This is a genomic window from Paraburkholderia sp. BL21I4N1, from assembly GCF_002973525.1.
GTDB lineage: Bacteria > Pseudomonadota > Gammaproteobacteria > Burkholderiales > Burkholderiaceae > Paraburkholderia.
In genome coordinates, this window is record NZ_PVEN01000005.1 from 112,339 (window position 1) to 129,959 (window position 17,621).

Consider the following 17,621-nt stretch of genomic DNA (forward strand, 5'->3'; position numbering starts at 1 on the left):
GCCGTCGCGCGCCACGTCCCCGGTCGAACACCTTGAAACGCAAAATGCCCGCGCTGAACGCGCTCAAAGCCTTCGAAGTCGCCGGCCGCACGGGCAGCTTCACCCGCGCCGCGGAATTGCTGAACGTGACCCAGAGCGCGGTCAGCCGGCAGGTCCGGCAACTGGAAACGCAACTGGGCGAGACGTTACTGCAACGTCATCATCACCATCTGGAGCTCTCGGCCGCCGGCCGTATCCTGCTGCAAGCGTTGCAACACTCGTTCGACCGCATCGAACTCACCGTGCGCAGCCTGCAGGATAAAACCCACCGCAACCGTCTGCGCATCAACGCCCCGCCCACGTTCACGAGCCGCTGGCTAATGCCGCGTCTGGGGCGCCTGCGCGACGCCTATCCGCATCTCGAACTGAGCCTGTCGACCCGCATCGACGACAACCTCGCGGAGTCCGGCGTGCTCGACTGCGCGATCCGCTTCGGCAACGGCGAATGGGAAGGTTTCGACAATCGTCTGCTGATGAACGAGCGGCACATCGCCGTCTGCGCGCCGGGTTTGCTCGCACGTCAGGCGGGCCGCGCAGCGCTCGACCTGAACCAGTTCACGCTGCTGCATGTGCTCGCCAGCGCCGATCAGCGGTATCTCACGTGGCAGCATTGGCTGAAGGCGGCGGGCATCGACAATGTCGACACCAGCGGCGGCTATGAATTCGATCTGCTCGACCACGCGATTCGCGCGGCGATCGACGGGCTCGGCGTCACGATCGCCGATCGCCACATGATCGGCCGCGAACTCGCGGAAGGCCTGCTCGTGCCGGTGCTGAACGTGCATGTGGATGGCCACCAGTCGTACTGGTTCGTCACGCGCCAGGGGCAAGACGATTTACCCCACGTGGCGTTGTTTCGCGACTGGCTGCAACAGGAAATCTGGCTGAGCGGCATGGCGCTCGATTCGTCGGAGTCGGCGCCGCTGGGCGACACGCTTTGATCCGCACGATAGTGCCGCGCGAGCGGACATGGAAAAGCCGCGCCGATACGTTGCGTATCGGCGCGGCTTTTTATTGCGTTGAAGACGATAACCCGTCAGCGCTCAAGCCGCGGCAGCCAACTCCGCGGCCTTGGGTCGATGCGCGGCTTCATGCGCCGCATCTTCGAGAATCATCTCGGCGCCCTTTTCCGCGACCATCATGGTCGGCGCATTGATATTGCCGGATGTGATGTTCGGAAAGATCGACGCATCCACCACCCGCAGACCCGCCATGCCATGCACGCGCAAACGCGCATCGACCACCGAGGTACTCGGATCGTCGCCCATCGCGCACGAACCGCACAGGTGATAGATCGAACCCGACTGCTCGCGGAAGTACTGCAGAAAGCCTTCACGCGTATTCACCTGCGGCCCGGGCGAGATTTCCTCGACCGTGATCGCCTTCAGCGCCGGCGCCGCCATCACCTGGCGCACCAGTTCGCAACCCTGGATCACCTCGTCGATGTCCTTCTCCGTGGTCAGCGCGTTGATGCGAATCTTTGCGGCATCTTCGGCGCGGTTCGAGGCGATCTCGATCGAACCGCGGCTGGTCGGACGGCACGGATTGAAGGCCAGCAGGAAACCCGAATACGGTTCCGGTTCGAGGCTCGCCTTGTTGCTCTTCGGAATGCGATACGACAGCGGGTTGAAGTAGAGCTGCAGATTCGGCTGCGTCTCCTGTTCGTTGCCTTTGAAGAAACCGCCCGACTGGTTCACGCTCATCGCGAGCGGCCCTTTACGCGTCAGCAGATACTGCAGACCGAGTTTCAGCTTGCCGAGCAGCGGCCGCATCTCGTCGTTCAGCGTCTTCATATTCGCGCGGTAATAGAAGCTAACGCACAGATGGTCCTGCAGGTTCCGACCCACGGCGGGCAGCTCCTTGACCATCGCGATACGATGCCGAGCGAGCAACGCGCTGTCGCCCACGCCGGACAATTGCAGCAGCTTCGGTGAATCGACCGCGCCTGCCGACAGAATCACTTCACGGTTCGCCGTGAATTGCCGCGCCGCGCCGTTTTGCGTGACGCTCACGCCGATCGCGCGCTGATTGCCGTCGAATAGCACGCGGCTCACGAGTACTTCACGCTCGACCGTCAGGTTTTTGCGCGACAGCACCGGATGCAGATACTCGAAGCTGCTCGACGAACGCTGACCGTTACGCGTATTCACGTCATAAATGCCAGCGCCTTCGAAGTTCGCACCGTTGAAGTCGTCGCTGCGCTGGTAACCGGCCTGGTCGCAGCCCTTCAGGAACACGTGGCAAATCGGGTGCACGTCGTCTTTCATCGGCGAAATACGGATCGGACCGTCCGCGCCGTGATATTCCGTGTTGCCGAGCGGATGCGATTCGAGCTTGCGGAAAACCGGCAGCACGTCGCGAAACGCCCAGCCTGGGTTGCCCGCCGCGGCCCAGTCGTCGAAATCATGCGGCTGGCCGCGCACGTAAATCATCGCGTTGATCGAGCCCGAACCGCCCTGCACCTTGCCGCGCGGACAATAAATCGGCCGGTTGTCGAGTTCCTTTTCGGGCTCGCTGTAGTACATCCAGTTGTAGGTTTCGTTGTAATACGTCTTGGTGAAACCCACCGGAATCTTGAACCAGAACGAGCTGTCCTTGCCGCCCGCTTCCAGCAGCAGCACCGAATATTGGCCCGACGCCGACAGGCGATTGGCGAGAATGCAGCCCGCCGAACCCGCGCCGACGATGATGTAATCGTAGTTCATGCTCTATGTCGCCAGACGGCGCCCAATCCATTGAATACTGATGCCACGTTCAACCGAGGCGTAACCACTTTTGCCGCTTAACACCGCTTCAACCCTTGGCCGGCGCGAGGTCTTTCACGTCGGCGGGTTGCGCGGCCATCTGCAGATGCAGACGCTCGCCGGTGTACGGCGTGTGCTGCCTGACGACGTCCATGTTCAACTCGACGCCGAGGCCCGGTTCCTGCGACGGAATGATGTAACCGTCTTCCCATTGAATCGGCTTTTTCAGCACCGCCGCATGGAAGCCGTCCCAAGTGCCGATGCTTTCCTGAATCAGGAAGTTCGGCGTGCAGGTCGCGAGCTGAATGCTGGCCGCCGCGCCGATCGGCCCGTTGTACAGATGCGGTGCGATCTGCGCGTAATACACCTCGGCCAGCGTCGCGACTTTCTTCGCTTCGAGCAGACCGCCCACGCGTGCCACGTTCAGTTGCAGAATCGACGCGGCACCCGCTTCGAGCAGCTTGAAGAACTCGTACTTGGTGGTCAGGCGTTCGCCGGCCGCGATCGGAATGCTGGTGTGCTGGGCGACCTGCGCCATCGCGCCTTCCTGGCCCGGCGGCACCGGTTCTTCGAACCACAACGGGTCGTATTTTTCGAGTCGCCTGGCCAGCCGGATCGCCGACGACGGCACCATCTGCCCATGCGTGCCGAACAGCAGATCGGCCTTGCTGCCCACGGCTTCGCGCACGCGCCGGCAGAACGTCTCGCAACGGTCCAGCACTTCCATCGACAGTTGATGGCCCGAATATGCGGTGTACGGTCCCGCCGGATCGAACTTGACCGCGGTGAAGCCGCGCTTCACGTTCTCGAGCGCGCATTCGGCCGCGAGATCGGGATCGTCGTAGTCGTACTCGCCGCGGCTGTTCTTCGGATACAGATACGTGTACGAGCGCAGACGCTGATTCACCATGCCGCCCAGCAACTCGTACACCGGCTTGTTGGCCGCCTTGCCGATAATGTCCCAGCACGCCATTTCGAGGCCGCTGACCACGCCCATCATCGTCAGATCGGGGCGCTGCGTGAAACCGCTCGAATACGCTTCGCGCCAGAGCCGCTCGATATGATGCGGGTCCTTATCGAGCAGATAGCGGCCGAATACATCGTCGATGATGGCGGTCATCGCCTTCGGATGAAACGTCGCCGAATAGATTTCGCCGACGCCTTCAATCCCGCAATCGGTCTTGAGCTTGACGAAGATCCAGTACATGCCGCCCACGTGCGGCGGCGGGACGGCGACGATATGCGTTTCGAGCGAGACAACTTTCATTTACGCACCCTCTTTTCTGTTAAGCATGTTTCTCAGCGCGAGCCCGGCAAACCCACCGAGCGCCGCCATGGCGGCCACATAGCCGAAATACAGTTGATAGCCGAAGACGCCCGGGAAGTTCTGCGTCAGATAGCCGTTGATGAGCGGCAGAAACACGTCCGGCGAATAACCGAGCACGGAGATCAGGCCGATCGCCAGACCCATCGTGGTGACCGGAATATTGCAGCGGTCCAGCAGCGACCAGTAGAGGCCGCGAATCGCGTACGTCAGAATGCCGATGAACAGCACGAGGAACACCAGCAGCACGTGGCTCGAAATGCGCGGCGCCGCCATCAGGCCGAGCAGCGACAGCGCGGCAAGAAACAGCGCGATCACCAGCACCGACACCTTCGAATAACGGTCGCCGAGAAAGCCGCCGCCAATGCCGCCGATCGGCCGCATCCACAGCTTGAGCGTGGTGATCGTGCCGGCCATCACGACGCTCAGACCGATCTCGCCTTCATGCAGATAAGCGGAAAAACTGTAGGTGGCCCAGAACACCTGATAGCCGCAGAACACGATTGCCGCGACCAGCCACAGCTCGGGGATCTTCGCGAGCGTTTTCAGATCGACCAGCACGTTGCTGCGTTGACGCGACGCGCGATTGGCCGCGGCATCCTCGGCGCCTTGCGGGTCTTTGACCAACGCCAGAATCACGCCCAGTGCGATACACAGAATCGCGTACATATAGACGACCAGCTTGAAACCGGCCGCGACCGGTGCGCCCTTGGTCTGCGTCACCCACGCGAACAGCGAGATCGCAATGGTCGCGAGCATCGCTTCGATCAAACCGCGGCCACCGTCGAGCAAACCGAAGAAACGGCCCTGCTCCTGCGCGCCGGCAATCATCGTCACGCGTTTGATGACGGCGGCCCAGAACGTCAAACCGGTCGACAAGCCCCAGCCGCCGAAGATCAGCATCAGCATCGGGAACGACGGCGCGGTCGAATACCACAAGCCCAGCACGCCGGTTGCGATCAGCGAAAAGCAGATCAACAGACGCGGTGCGATACGGTCGGCCAGCCAGCCGCTCGGCAGATAGCTCAGCAGAAAAATCGTGCCCAGCGACGAATACAGATAGCCCAGCTGGCTATCGGTAATGTGGAACACTTCGAGCATCGTCGGCTGATACACCTGCCGCAGATAGAGAATCGGATAGATCGCGCCGGCGGCGATCACCAGCAGCATGAGCTGGATATAGCGTTGCGTTTTATTGGCTTGCAGGGCGGCTTCGACGTCGCTTGAAGCGAGCGAGGCGGCGTTATGAACGGGTTGCGATGACACGTGAGCGCTCCTCAGAGACACCGTGCCGGCGTGAGCGGCCGCCGGGTCTCCAATTATGTTTTGTTATGGATTTAACTGCGGATGGATAAAACGCGCGCCGCACTTCGAAGCGTGCGGCGCGCGCGGGGTCTGCTTCAGTACTTCATGACCACGAGACGGGTCTGCGTGAATTCGAGCATGCCGTGCTTGCCGTCGTCGCCGCCGAGGCCCGAGCGTTTCCAGCCCGCGTGGAAGCCTTGATACGGATCGGCCGGCGTGCGGTTGACATACAGCTCGCCCGCTTCGATGTCGTTGGCGATCTTCATCGCGGCGCGATAGTTCTCGGTGTACAGCACCGACGACAAACCGAACTGGTGGTCGTTGGCCATTTCCAGCGCTTCGTCGAGCGTGCGGTATTTGACGACCGGCATGATCGGACCGAAGGTTTCTTCCTGGATGATTTCCATGTCCTGACGGCAATTCGTCAGCAACGTGGCCGGATAGAAGAAGCCCGGGCCGGCCGGCAGCTTGCCGCCGGTTTCGAGCGTGGCCCCCGCCGCGACCGCGCGTTCGACCATGGCGTGAATCGACTGACGCGAAGCCTCGTTGACGAGCGGCCCCATCAACGCAGGCTGTTCGCTGCGATCGCCGGTTTCCACCGCGCTCATGTGCTTCTTCAACAGCGCGACGAAGCGGTCATGCACGCTTTCCTGCACGTAGACGCGTTCGATCGCCGTGCACAACTGACCGCAATGCGTGGTCTTGGACGCCACCAGGTCGCGAGCGGCTTTCTCCAGATCGGCGTCGGCTTCGACGATGGCCGGCGTTTTGCCGCCCAGTTCGAGCGACGGCTTGGCAATGTTCGCCTTGCAGTAATCGAGCACCTTGCGGCCCGCGCCGACGCTGCCGGTCAGCGTGATCATGCCGACCTTCGGATGCGTGCAGAGCGCTTCGGCGGTGGCGTGATTCATCGCGAGAATGTTCACGACGCCGGCGGGCAAGCCGGCCTTCTCGACCGCGCGCGCGATTTCGAACGCGGACGTCGGCGTGTTGTTGCTCGGGCGCACCACCACCGTATTACCGGCGATCAACGCGGGCGCCACCTTGCGCATGAACGTGTAGACCGGGTAGTTGAACGGAATCAGGCAGGCCACCACGCCGATCGGCTCGCGATGCAGCACGAGGTTTTCGTCGGGCGTATCGCTCGGAATCACTTCGCCTTCGATACGGCGCGCCCATTCGGCGTGATAGCGGGTGATCTGGCCGGCGTAGACGGCTTCGTTGGTGGCGTCGGCGACGCTCTTGCCGGACTCCAGCGCGAGCGCCGCGCCGATGGCGGGCGCGCATTCGGTCAGCGCGTCGGCAAGCTTGTGCAGATAAGCGCCACGTTCGGCGGAAGGCAGCTTGCGCCAGCCCTTCTGCGCGGCAGCGGCGGCGTCGACCGCGGCAAGGGTTTCGGCCGGCGTGGCGGCCGTGACGTGGGCGATCACGGCGCCGGTGGCCGGGTTGTGGACGGCGATGAGTTCGTCGCTCGCGGCTCCGGTGGCGGGTTCGTTGAACCTGCCGTTAGAAAAATTCCGCTCGATTCGCATGGTCGTCTCCTGAATGGCGTGGTGCAAAAAGCATGGCTTCCGGCTATCGCCTTCATGCCTAAGTTGCATGAACGGAATTTTTCTCCTCGTCAGGTCGCCCCACAAGCGAATAATTTGCGGGACAAACATTCGAAAAAATCATGTTTATCCAGGGATCGACCTTATACGCCGATCCCCATTCCGAATTGCAGAATCCGGGCTTCGCCAAAAAGCAGCGGCCTCGCGGGCGGCGTTCCAGCCGTCCCGGATCGAGGCTCGCTCATTACCAACGTCTGGAGCTCGACAATGAAAAAGAACCGCCTGGCCTCGGCCACCACCGCCACCCTCGCCGGCTTCGCGGCGCTCGCCTCGCTGGCGGCATCGCCGGCTTTCGCGCAAAGCAGCGTGACCCTGTACGGCGTACTCGACGAAGGGATCGACTACACCAACAACGCCGGCCGCGGCGCGGTCTGGGAAATGGCGAGCGGTTACGCGCAAGGCAGCCGCTGGGGCATGAAGGGTTCGGAAGACCTGGGCGGCGGCATGAAGGCGGTGTTCCAGCTGGAAAACGGTTTCGACGTGAGCTCCGGGCGGCTAGGCCAGGGGGGTCGCATGTTTGGCCGCCAGGCCTACGTGGGTCTGAGCGACATCCGTTTCGGCACGGTCACGCTGGGGCGTCAGTACGACTCGGTGGTCGATTACCTCGCGCAGACCACGGCTAACGGCAATTGGGCCGGTTACCTGTTCGCGCATCCGTACGACAACGACAACACCGACAACTCGTTCCGGCTCGGCAATAGCGTGAAGTACGCGAGCCCGGACATTGCGGGCTTCCAGTTCGGCGGCGTGTATAGCTTCAGCAACGACACCAACTTCGCGAACAACCGCGCGTACAGCTTCGGCGGCCAGTATGCGAACGGCGGGCTGCTGATCGCGGCCGCCTACCTGCAGGCGGACAATCCGGGCGTGGGCTCCACGGGCGCGATCACCGCGAACGACGCGAGCTTTATCGCCGGCCGCATGCGGGTGTTTGGCGGCGGCATCAACTACACGTTCGGCTCGGCGACCGCGGGGTTCGCATACACCAACTCGAACTACCAGAACCCGACCGGTAACGGCTACATCGGCATTCCGCTTTCCGCGGCCGGCGTCACGTTGAATACGCTGAAGTACCAGAACTTCGAAGTGAACGGCAAATACCAGTTCACGCCGGCGTTCTTCGTCGGCGCGCAGTATGTCTACACGATGGAGAACTACGACGCGTCGTCCGGCAGCGTGAAGCCGAAGATCCACTCGGTCGGTCTGATGGCGGACTACAACCTCTCCAGACGCACGGACGTCTACGTGCAGGGCGAGTATCAGAAGGTGGCCGGCAGTTCGACCAACTCGATTCTCGACAACGCCTTCATTCCGGGCGTGCAGGCGCCGTCGTCGACGGGCACCCAGGTGGCCGTGCGGGTCGCCTTGCGGCACAAGTTCTAAATGAAGGAAGCCGGCGGGGCGGCGGCATGCCCCGCCGTGTTCAATTTTTTTCGATGTTCACGTTCCGTATACATCGAATTTTTTTGAACATGACGGCGGCGCGGCGGCCGTGTTCAACTTTTGCAAGCTGTTCACGTTACGTATACACTCGAAAAACTTGAACAGAGGTGGACCATGCCACGCCCATCCAGGCAGCCGTTCGTACCCGACCCGACAGTCCAGGCCGCCGCCGAGGCCTTTACCGCCGCGAGCGGCGTGTCCGCCAGAATCCTCCGGCCGCCGGCTCGCACGCATTACACGGCGAAAATCGAATTCCGCGCCACGCCGGGCAAGAGCTGGTCCCGGCCGGTGCTGCTGGTCGAGAATGTCGACCGTTTCGCCACGCTGGCCGCCATCAAGGCCACCGCGCACATTCGCGCCGACCAGCCGTTCGTGGTGGTTGCGCCGCATCTGTCGTCGAATATGCTTCGGCATTGCCGGGAATTGGGACTGGACGCACTGGACACGTCCGGCAACGCCATCCTGCACGCCGACGGCAACCTGATCATGATTTCAGGCGAGAAACGCAGCGGACTCGTGAGCCGCACCAAAGACCGCGCCTGGACCGCCAAAGGCATGAAGGTCGTACTCGCCCTGCTGTGCGAGCGCGAACTCGTCAATGCGGGTCAACGCATCATCGCGCAACGGGCGGGCGTCAGCCTCGGCACCGCGCAATCCACCTTTCGCGACCTGTTCGAGCGGGGCGATATCGTCCAGCGCAAGGCGAATTATGTGTTGGCCGACAGCGGCCGCCTGCTCGACGAATGGGCGGCCCTGTATCCCTCCAGGCTGCGCAACCAATTGCTCGTCAACCGCTATCGCGCCGCGGATCCGGCATGGTGGCGCGACATCGATCCGCAAAGCGGGCAATGCCAGTTTGGCGGCGAGGTGGCCGCCGCACTGCTCACCGGCTATCTCAAACCGGCCACCGTGACGCTGTACTGTCAGCACGATATGCCGCGCAAATGGCTGATCGACGCCCGTCTGCGACTCGATCCGAACGGCGACGTGGAACTGCTGGGCGCTCCGCTTCCCGTCGTCGGCCCGTTTGATTCACCGCAGGTGGCCGCCGTGCCGAAGGTGCCGCCGTCGGTCGTGCATCCCGCGCTCATTTACGCCGATCTGGTCGCCTCCGACGACTCCCGCAACCTCGACACCGCCCGGATGCTCCGTGAGCAATACCTTGCCGCTTGATCTGCGCGGCGACCGGCCGCTACCCGCCATCGTCGTCGAACTGTTGCGGCATGTCGCGGCAACCGCGCACACGGCGGAAGTCGAATGGTTCGTCGGCGGTGCGAGTGCTCGCGACATCGTGCTGACCCACGTGCATGGCATCGTCGCGACGCGCGCCACGGCCGACGTCGATATCGGCGTCAACGTGGAAAGCTGGACGGGTCACGCCGAACTCAAGGCCGCGTTGATCGCCGGTGGCGCGTTCGAGCAGCGCAACGAGGCGCACCGGCTCTATTACCGGGCGCCCGGCAGCGATGAGTTGATGTGGCTCGATATCGTGCCGTTCGGCGGCATCGAAGGTCAGGCAGGTCAAGCGGGCAAGGCAGGTCCGGCGGCCCAGGCGGCGGCGAGCGAAATCGCGTGGCCGCCCGATCACGCCATACGAATGAACGTGGCCGGTTTTGCCGAGGCGCTGAGCGACGCGATCGCCGTGCGGCTCGCCGCGGACCTCGTGATCCCCGTGGCGTCGTTGCCCGGTCAGGCAATACTGAAAATCGTCGCGTGGCACGACCGTCACGCAACGGATAGAAAAGACGCGGCGGACCTGCTGTTCCTGCTCGTCAACTACGCCGCCGCCGGCAATCAGGAACGGCTGTACGACGAGGAATACGAACTCGTCGAGCAGTACGGACATCAGTTGGAACTGGCAGGCGCGGCGCTGCTGGGGCGCGACACCGCCGCGCTCGCGTCGGCGCAAACGCGCGAGTTAATGGCGCAAATACTGGCGTTCGGCACCGACTACCCCCGTCTCCTCGACCATATGATGGCCCTCAGCGCCAGACTTTTCGGACCCACGCCCGAGCTGACCGAGTCTTTGTTCAACGCGTTTCGGGACGGTTTTCGCGGCCCTGGCTGAACAGCGGAGGCCGTATGCCAGCCCGTTGAGAAACGGCGAATCTCACGCGCGAATAAAGCAAACCCTCAACCGCCCGAAGTCTTCTTCACGAACGCGCTGACCACCGCCTCCAGTTCCTTCGTAATCGACGTCATCACCCCAGCCACGACCGCGAATTCGCGACCCGTCACGTCCGTGCGGCTCGCGACGATCTGACCGTTGAAAGAGACGATATGCGCTTCTTTCGCGATCGCCTTGATCCGTTCGATCAGATTCCGCTGCTCCTTCTTCTGCGCGCGCGCGATTCGCCGGCTCTCCTCTTCATACACCGCCGTGACGCCATGCAGTTGCGCGAGCAACGGATCGACCGAACCGATCAACGCGGCGAGCGCGTCTTCCGACTGCGGCGCGGTACGTCCGATCGCGTCGAGCGCCGCCGTGGCCAGCGCGATAAAGTCGGCGATTTTTTGCGCCACCTGACCGTTGCCATGAAACGCGTCGCGTAGTGCCGGCGAAAACAATCCCGGCAAACCGTCGCGCCCCTGCACCAGCGCCGCGTGACTGTCGGCGAACGTGCGCAAGGTGTCGCGCGCAATCGCGAGCGCACCGTCGAATTGCTGGAACGCCAGCATCGCCTTCAACGCAATCCGTTGCGACAGCATCCGCTGACGTCCGGCCATGTTGATCAGCGAGCTCATCACCTCGCTGGAAACGTCCGTGTCGGCCGGTACTGTTATTGCATGAAGCCGTTGTGCGGTAATGCTCATGTTCACTTCGAAGCCATGTTGAGAGAGAGGGTTGTTGCGTCACTCCGTGGCGTGCGCGTGCAATACGCCGGCTCCCATCGACCACGCCATCCACGGACGGCGCAGCGCGACGATCGCCACGAACGCGCAGGCGGCCAGCGCGCCGAAGGTCGCGAAGCCCATCTGATAGCTGCCGGTGCTTTCTTTCGCGATGCCCATCACGACCGGCAGATAGAAACCGCCGATGCCGCCCGCCGCACCGACGATGCCCGACATCAACCCGGTACGCCCCGCCCAGCGATGCGGCACCAGTTGGAAGGTCGCGCCGTTGCCGAGACCGAAGGCCACGTACAGGCACAACAGCAACACGATGCCGCCCGCCATCGAAGGCATCGTGGCGGCGAACACGAAGTCGCACAGCGAGATGATGGCCAGCAGGAAGGTCAGCGCGCGCACGCCGGACACCTTGTCGGCGATCAGGCCGCCGAGCGGACGCACCATCGCGCCGGTCGCGGCGAGCAGCGCCATGAACAGGCCGGCGTCGATCTTCGACAATTGATAGAGGTTGGTCAGCAGCAGCGACACATACGAGGACATACCGACGAAACCGCCGAACGTGATGCTGTACACCAGCATGATCGCCCACGTATCGCGTTCACCGAGCACCGCGCGATAGCGTCTGGGCAGCACCGCGATGGCCAGCAGCGCGCCGATCACCGGCAACAGCAGCACGCCGGTCTTACCCGAGCCGAACAATCCTGCTTCGACGAGCAGCACCAGCACGATCAATCCCACCAGCGTCACCGCGAAACTGCTGAATGCGCGCAGCACGCTGCCGGTCTTGATGCCCGCGTCGTTAGCCCAGAAAAACAGCGTGATCGCGGCAATCGCCAGCAAGGGCAGCGCACCGCCCGCCGCCATCTGCCAGCCGTAGTGCGTGGCCAGTTGCGGGAACAGGAAGCCGTCCAGCACTGCGCCGATATTGCCGGCCGCGGCCAGACCCAGCACCAGCCCTTGCACCTTCGGCGGATAGTTGCTGCCCGCCATCGGCAGCGCCACCGCGAAACTCGCACCGCCGACCCCGAGGAACACGCCGAGCACCAGCAGCGTCGTGTACGACGGCACCGACGCCATCAGCGGCAGCACGATCGTCGGCACCGCGGACAACAACACCCCCATCAAGGCGATGCGTTTGCCGTGCGCGGACTGATACAGATTGCCGAGCGTCACGCGCAGAATCGCCGCCGACAACACCGGCACGGCCACCAGAAAACCCTGCTGAGCCGGTGTCATCGCAATGCTTTTGCTGATGAACGGCGCGAGCGGCCCATACAGCACCCACACCGTGAAGCCAGTGTCGAAATAGAGGAAACACGCCACCAGCGCGCGCCAGTCGCCGCTCTTGAGGGAGTTCATCACGTTTTTCATCAGACATCCTTATAAAACTGATTGTTCGTTGATCCGGTCACGGCGTGTGGCGCGGTGTTCTACGTCATGCACCGGAATGCTCGACAAGGTTGAGAACCGGCCTGAACATGCAACCTCCATGCCATCCGGGTCCATCGTTTGAAACCCGCTTGCGTACTCGTTGAAATCCGACACCGCGACCCCGGCGGGTCACGCTCCCTACCGTCCCGATCTTCAGTAAACGTCGCGTGCGTAGCGCTTTTCGCGCGCGAGGCGGCTCACGTAGTCGAGCGCCTTGTCGTCGCTCATGCCGCCGTGTCGCGCGACGATGTCCTTCAACGCCGCATCGACGTCTTTCGCCATGCGATTGGCGTCGCCGCAAACGTAGAAATGCGCACCGTCTTCGAGCCAGGACCACAGTTGCGCACCCTGCTCGCGCATGCGGTCCTGCACATAGATCTTGTCCGCCTGGTCGCGCGAGAACGCGACGTCGAGCCGGTTGAGCAGACCGTCGTCGCGCATGGCTTCGAGTTCGTCGCGATAGTAGAAATCGGACGACGCATGTTGCTCGCCGAAGAAGAGCCAGTTGCGTCCGGTGTCGCCGCGTGCACGCCGCTCGTGCAGAAAGCCGCGAAACGGTGCGACGCCGGTGCCGGGACCGACCATGATCATCGGCGTGTCCGCGCCGTGCGGCGGCCGGAAGTGCGCGGACTTCTGCACGAACACCGGCACGTCGACGTCGCCGGCGCGGTCGGCGAGAAACGTCGACGACACGCCTTTGCGATGGCGCCGGCCGTTGCTGTAACGCACGGCCGACACCGTCAGATGCACTTCGCCGCGATGCGCGTTCGGACTCGAGGCGATCGAATACAGGCGCGGTTGCAGACGTTTGAGCATGCCGGTCAATTCGGCGGCGGTGAGCTTCACCGGAAACTCGTGCAACACGTCGGCGATCTGCTGCCCCCACAACCATTGCTTGAGATCGGCCTTGCGCTCGGGCGTCAGCAAATCGCGCAGCGCGCCCCTGCCGTTACCGCTACGCGCGGCGATCAGCGCGAGCGCATCCGGATTCGGCCGGGCAATTTCGTAGTGACGGCCGAGCGCGTCGGCCAGACGCATCTCGCCCGCGCCCGCCACCTGCACTAGCGCATCGGCGTTCGTGCCGCTGAGGCCGATCAATTCGTCGACCAGTTCCGGGCAATTGCTTGGCCAGACGCCCAACGCGTCGCCCGTTTCGTATTCAAGGCCGGACTGGTTCGTGCTGAGCGAGAAGTAGCGTGTGTCCTTCGCGGCGCCCTGCTTGTTCAGACGCAGATTCGCGACGAGCCGCGACGCGGCCGGCCGGGTTTTGCTCGGCACGGCACCCGGGATCACCGCGTTGATCATGCCGCCGGGCGGCACCGCGTGCAGCGCGGCATCTTCTTCCTTGATGCGCACGATGATGCGTTCGAGCCACGCGTCGGCGTCCGGCTGATAGTCGCTATCGCAATCGACGCGCTCCATCAGGCGCCGCGCGCCTTGAGCCGCGAGTCGTTCGTCGAGACGACGACCATGACCGCAGAACTGATCGTAGTTGCGGTCGCCGAGCGCGAGCACCGCGAAGCGCACGTCGTCCAGACGTGGCGTGGCGGCTACGTCCACGACTGCGTCCGTGCTCAACTGCGTCCAGAGACTTTGCGCGTTGTCGGGGGGATCGCCATCGCCGAACGTGCTGGTCATCAGCAACACGTATTGCGCTTTGGCCAGCGCCGACATGTCGTAATCCGCCATGCACGACGTGCGGATTTCAAAGCCTGACTCCATCAGACGCGTGGCGTAGCGCTCGGTGAGCGATTCGGTATTGCCGGTTTGCGAGGCCCACAGCAGCGTGACCTTGGGCCGCGCACGCACGATCCGCACGCCCGAGGCTTGCGCCGTGTCTTGCGGCGTGTCTTGCGGCGTGTCTTGCGGCGTGTCTTGCGGCGTGTCTTGCGGCGTATGAGCGAGCGCGGCGGCGGTGCCCGCTGACGTGCCGAGCGGCGCGCCACGACTAAACAGGCCCGCGAGCAAACCGTCCAGGTAGAGACGTTTCGTTGCATCGAACGGCGCGCTGACCGGTAGAACAGGCACGGCGCTAATGTCGCCACTCATGCCCGGCTCCCGCGCGGAGCGCAGGCCGCTCACGAAACCGGCCAGATAAGTCCGCTCGGCATCGGAGAACGACGGCGCGGGCGTCGGCGGCAATGCCAGCAGACGGGTGAGTGCTTCGATATGCGGCATGGACAGATCCTCGGCGCTAGCCGTTACAACCTTCCCCGACGTGGCGCTCGCGCCCACCGCGGACGCATCCGCAGCGGCGAACTCAACCACGTCGTCATTCACAACCGGCTCGCCCATCGCCACGCGCACCGGACTCAGCGCGACCGCGCAAAACTTGAGTTCGGGTTGTTGGGAAACTGGATCGATTGCGTCGCTGGTCACGGCGTTGATGCACAGGTCGTCGCCGAACACGTCGTTCCAGTGCATCGGCGCGAAGCAGTTGCCCGCGCTCACACGTTCGGTCACGACCGCCGGCAACACGGCCCGGCCGCGGCGCGAACGGATCTCGACCGGGTCTTTGGCCTTGATGCCGAGCGTGGCCGCATCTTCGGGATGAATCTCGACGAACGGTCCCGGATTCAGCTTGTTGAGCATCGCGACCTTACCGGTCTTGGTCATGGTGTGCCATTGATGCTGCAAACGGCCGGTGTTCAGCACGATCGGAAATTCGCGGTCAGGCAGTTCGGCCGGCGCCGCATAGCCGCGCGCGAAAAACATCGCGCGTCCGCTGGCGGTCGGAAACACGAGCCGTGGACGGCTGCCGTCCGGCAACGCTTTCAGCGTCTGGCTAACTCCGTCGTTGAGGTAGCGCACGGGATTGCGCCCGCTAGACTCTTGCGACGCCAGCGGCCACTGCAACGGCATGTCCTTAAGGCGCCGATGGCTCGCGCCGCGCAGGTCGTAGCCGGTCTTCGGATTCGACGCCCGCGTAATTTCCGCGAATACTTCCTCGGCGCTCGCATAGCTGAACGCCTCGGCGTAGCCCATTTCACACGCCACGCGCGCAATGATCTGCCAGTCCGGCAACGCCGCGCCCGGCGGTTCGATGCCCTTGCGCATCAGCGTGAGGTTGCGCTCCGAGTTGATCATCACGCCTTCCGCTTCGGCCCATAACGCGCCGGGCAGCAGCACGTCGGCGTAGCGATGCGTCTCGGTGTCGAGAAACGCGTCCTGTGAAATCACCAGCTCCGCGGCGCGCAAACCGGCAATCGCGTTCTGCCGGTTCGCGACGCTCGCCACCGGATTCGTGCAGATAATCCAGCAGGCCTTGATCTCGCCCGCGGCCATGCGCGTGAACATATCGATCGTGCCGCTGCCGACTTCGGTCTTCAACGTGCCAGGCGGAATCTTCCAGAGCGCCTCGATAAACGTACGGTCTTCCTCCACCAGCACCGAGCGCTGTCCCGGCAAACCCGGACCCATGTAGCCCATTTCCCGACCACCCATCGCATTCGGCTGGCCGGTCAGCGAAAACGGCCCGCTGCCGCGGCGGCAGATCTTGCCGGTCGCCAGATGCAGGTTGCAGATCGCGTTGGTGTGCCACGTGCCGTGCGTGCTCTGATTCAGGCCCATGGTCCAGCAACTGATCCACTCTTTTGCCGTGCCGATCATCTGCGCCGCGCGGCGAATATCGTCGGCGGCCAAGCCCGTAATCCGCGCAACGTGCTCGGGCGTGTAATCCGCCAGAAACGCGGGCATCGCGTCCCAGCCTTCGGTGGCCTCGGCGATAAAGGCGGCATCCGTATGGCCGTTTTCGTGCAGCAGATGCAGCAGGCCGTTGAGCAGCGCGAGATCGGTGCCCGGTTTGATCTGCATGAACAGATCGGCTTTGTCGGCGGTCGTGTTGCGGCGTGGATCGACGACGATCAGTTTCGCGCCGGCCTTCACCCGATCCATCATCCGCAGGAACAGAATCGGGTGACAGTCGGCCATATTCGCGCCGATCACGAAGAACACGTCGGCGTGATCGAGGTCGTCATACGAGCCCGGCGGCCCGTCCGCGCCGAGCGACAGTTTGTAACCGCTGCCCGCGCTCGCCATGCACAGACGCGAGTTCGATTCGATATTGTTGGTGCCGACAAAACCCTTGGCGAGCTTGTTGACGAGGTACTGCGCCTCGATCGACATCTGTCCGGACACGTAGAACGACAGTGCATCCGGTCCATGTTCGTCGAGCAGGCCGCGCAAGCGCGAAGCCGTACTGCTGATGGCCTGCGCCATGGGCAGCGGCGCCGGGTCCTGGTCGCGCGCGTGGCGCACGAACGCGCCTTCCAGACGCCCCGACCTGCGCAGCGCGACGTGCGCCGATTGCCCTTTCGTGCAGAGCCGGCCGAAGTTGGCGGGATGCTCCTTATCGCCGGAAATCTTCACGACCTGCCCGTCCTCGACGTGCAGCACCATGCCGCAGCCGACGCCGCAGTAGGGGCACACCGTTTTGACGTTAGCTGAGCACATGGCGGGTAAGGTGGTTCGACACGGTTAGCGGGCGATCAAACGGCCACCCACACCTGGCCGTTTTCCACGCGTGTGTCGAACGCGCCGACGGAATACGCGGGCGTTTCCAGACATTCGCCGGTACGCAGATCGAAGTGATGTTTGTAGATCGGCGACGCGACCACCACGCGTTCGCCGAGACTGCCGATCAGTCCGCGCGACAGCACCGCCGCCTGCGAACCCGGATCGAAGTTCTCGATCGCGTAGACGGCGGTCTGCGCATGGGCGTCGTGCACATGAAATACCGCCACCTGTTCGCCGTTGACGAGCGCGCAGACCCCCGTATTGGGGACGATTTCATCGAGCGGGCAAATGGGCTGCCAGGCGCGCGGCACACGGTCTTGGTTCATGGCGAAGTCCTCGGTTAAATAGCGCAATACGCGG

12 protein-coding genes are annotated in these 17,621 nt (G+C 63.4%); 4 read left to right on the forward strand and 8 right to left on the reverse strand.

Going from position 1 to position 17,621, the window contains the following annotated elements; all coding sequences use genetic code 11:
• Positions 1-44: 44 nt before the first annotated feature.
• Complete coding sequence (locus tag B0G83_RS15150) at positions 45-980, forward strand: LysR substrate-binding domain-containing protein (protein ID WP_105508214.1); 936 nt, start codon at positions 45-47, stop codon at positions 978-980.
• Positions 981-1,082: 102 nt separating this feature from the next.
• On the opposite strand, the gene B0G83_RS15155 is transcribed toward B0G83_RS15150, so the two are convergent.
• The 4 genes from B0G83_RS15155 to aldA all read right to left on the reverse strand — a co-directional run bounded on the left by B0G83_RS15155 (position 1,083) and on the right by aldA (position 6,944).
• Positions 1,083-2,744, reverse strand: coding sequence for a GMC family oxidoreductase (locus B0G83_RS15155; RefSeq protein WP_105508215.1), 1,662 nt, complete (start codon positions 2,742-2,744; stop codon positions 1,083-1,085).
• 88 nt (positions 2,745-2,832) lie between these two features.
• A complete protein-coding gene (locus B0G83_RS15160; protein ID WP_105508216.1) occupies positions 2,833-4,050 on the reverse strand; it encodes a mandelate racemase/muconate lactonizing enzyme family protein in 1,218 nt (405 codons plus the stop codon).
• Positions 4,051-5,373, reverse strand: coding sequence for a nitrate/nitrite transporter (locus B0G83_RS15165; protein WP_374954913.1), 1,323 nt, complete (start codon positions 5,371-5,373; stop codon positions 4,051-4,053).
• Positions 5,374-5,507: 134 nt separating this feature from the next.
• Positions 5,508-6,944, reverse strand: coding sequence for an aldehyde dehydrogenase (aldA, locus tag B0G83_RS15170; RefSeq protein ID WP_105508217.1), 1,437 nt, complete (start codon positions 6,942-6,944; stop codon positions 5,508-5,510).
• A 285-nt stretch (positions 6,945-7,229) separates the two neighbouring features.
• Between aldA and B0G83_RS15175 the strand changes: the two genes are divergently transcribed.
• The 3 genes from B0G83_RS15175 to B0G83_RS15185 all read left to right on the forward strand — a co-directional run bounded on the left by B0G83_RS15175 (position 7,230) and on the right by B0G83_RS15185 (position 10,533).
• On the forward strand, positions 7,230-8,405 hold the full coding sequence (locus tag B0G83_RS15175; RefSeq protein ID WP_105508218.1) for a porin: 1,176 nt from the start codon (positions 7,230-7,232) through the stop codon (positions 8,403-8,405).
• 174 nt (positions 8,406-8,579) lie between these two features.
• Positions 8,580-9,638 carry a type IV toxin-antitoxin system AbiEi family antitoxin gene (locus B0G83_RS15180; protein WP_105508219.1) on the forward strand — a complete coding sequence of 353 codons (1,059 nt, stop codon included), beginning with the start codon at positions 8,580-8,582 and terminating at the stop codon, positions 9,636-9,638.
• Complete coding sequence (locus B0G83_RS15185) at positions 9,616-10,533, forward strand: nucleotidyl transferase AbiEii/AbiGii toxin family protein (protein WP_105508220.1); 918 nt, start codon at positions 9,616-9,618, stop codon at positions 10,531-10,533. Before B0G83_RS15180 ends, B0G83_RS15185 begins: the two co-directional genes overlap by 23 nt.
• A 65-nt stretch (positions 10,534-10,598) precedes the next feature.
• On the opposite strand, the gene B0G83_RS15190 is transcribed toward B0G83_RS15185, so the two are convergent.
• From B0G83_RS15190 to nirD, 4 genes are all read right to left on the reverse strand, one after another.
• Positions 10,599-11,279, reverse strand: coding sequence for a type IV pili methyl-accepting chemotaxis transducer N-terminal domain-containing protein (locus B0G83_RS15190; protein ID WP_105508221.1), 681 nt, complete (start codon positions 11,277-11,279; stop codon positions 10,599-10,601).
• A 39-nt stretch (positions 11,280-11,318) separates the two neighbouring features.
• Positions 11,319-12,686: an MFS transporter gene (locus B0G83_RS15195; protein WP_105508222.1), complete on the reverse strand. Its 1,368-nt coding sequence runs from the start codon at positions 12,684-12,686 to the stop codon at positions 11,319-11,321.
• A 213-nt stretch (positions 12,687-12,899) separates the two neighbouring features.
• Complete coding sequence (locus B0G83_RS15200; RefSeq protein WP_105508223.1) at positions 12,900-17,198, reverse strand: bifunctional nitrate reductase/sulfite reductase flavoprotein subunit alpha; 4,299 nt, start codon at positions 17,196-17,198, stop codon at positions 12,900-12,902.
• Positions 17,199-17,233: 35 nt separating this feature from the next.
• Positions 17,234-17,587 carry a nitrite reductase small subunit NirD gene (gene nirD / locus B0G83_RS15205; RefSeq protein WP_105508224.1) on the reverse strand — a complete coding sequence of 118 codons (354 nt, stop codon included), beginning with the start codon at positions 17,585-17,587 and terminating at the stop codon, positions 17,234-17,236.
• Between the last annotated feature and the right edge of the window lie 34 nt (positions 17,588-17,621).

Excerpts from the sequence above, each read along its gene's own strand:
- B0G83_RS15175 (WP_105508218.1), top strand. The coding sequence starts at position 7,230 with ATGAAAAAGAACCGCCTGGCCTCGGCCACCACCGCCACCCTCGCCGGC.
- B0G83_RS15200 (WP_105508223.1), bottom strand. The coding sequence starts at position 17,198 with ATGTGCTCAGCTAACGTCAAAACGGTGTGCCCCTACTGCGGCGTCGGC.
- B0G83_RS15195 (WP_105508222.1), bottom strand. The coding sequence starts at position 12,686 with ATGAAAAACGTGATGAACTCCCTCAAGAGCGGCGACTGGCGCGCGCTG.
- nirD (WP_105508224.1), bottom strand. The coding sequence starts at position 17,587 with ATGAACCAAGACCGTGTGCCGCGCGCCTGGCAGCCCATTTGCCCGCTC.
- B0G83_RS15160 (WP_105508216.1), bottom strand. The coding sequence starts at position 4,050 with ATGAAAGTTGTCTCGCTCGAAACGCATATCGTCGCCGTCCCGCCGCCG.
- B0G83_RS15155 (WP_105508215.1), bottom strand. The coding sequence starts at position 2,744 with ATGAACTACGATTACATCATCGTCGGCGCGGGTTCGGCGGGCTGCATT.
- aldA (WP_105508217.1), bottom strand. The coding sequence starts at position 6,944 with ATGCGAATCGAGCGGAATTTTTCTAACGGCAGGTTCAACGAACCCGCC.
- B0G83_RS15190 (WP_105508221.1), bottom strand. The coding sequence starts at position 11,279 with ATGAGCATTACCGCACAACGGCTTCATGCAATAACAGTACCGGCCGAC.
- B0G83_RS15180 (WP_105508219.1), top strand. The coding sequence starts at position 8,580 with ATGCCACGCCCATCCAGGCAGCCGTTCGTACCCGACCCGACAGTCCAG.
- B0G83_RS15150 (WP_105508214.1), top strand. The coding sequence starts at position 45 with ATGCCCGCGCTGAACGCGCTCAAAGCCTTCGAAGTCGCCGGCCGCACG.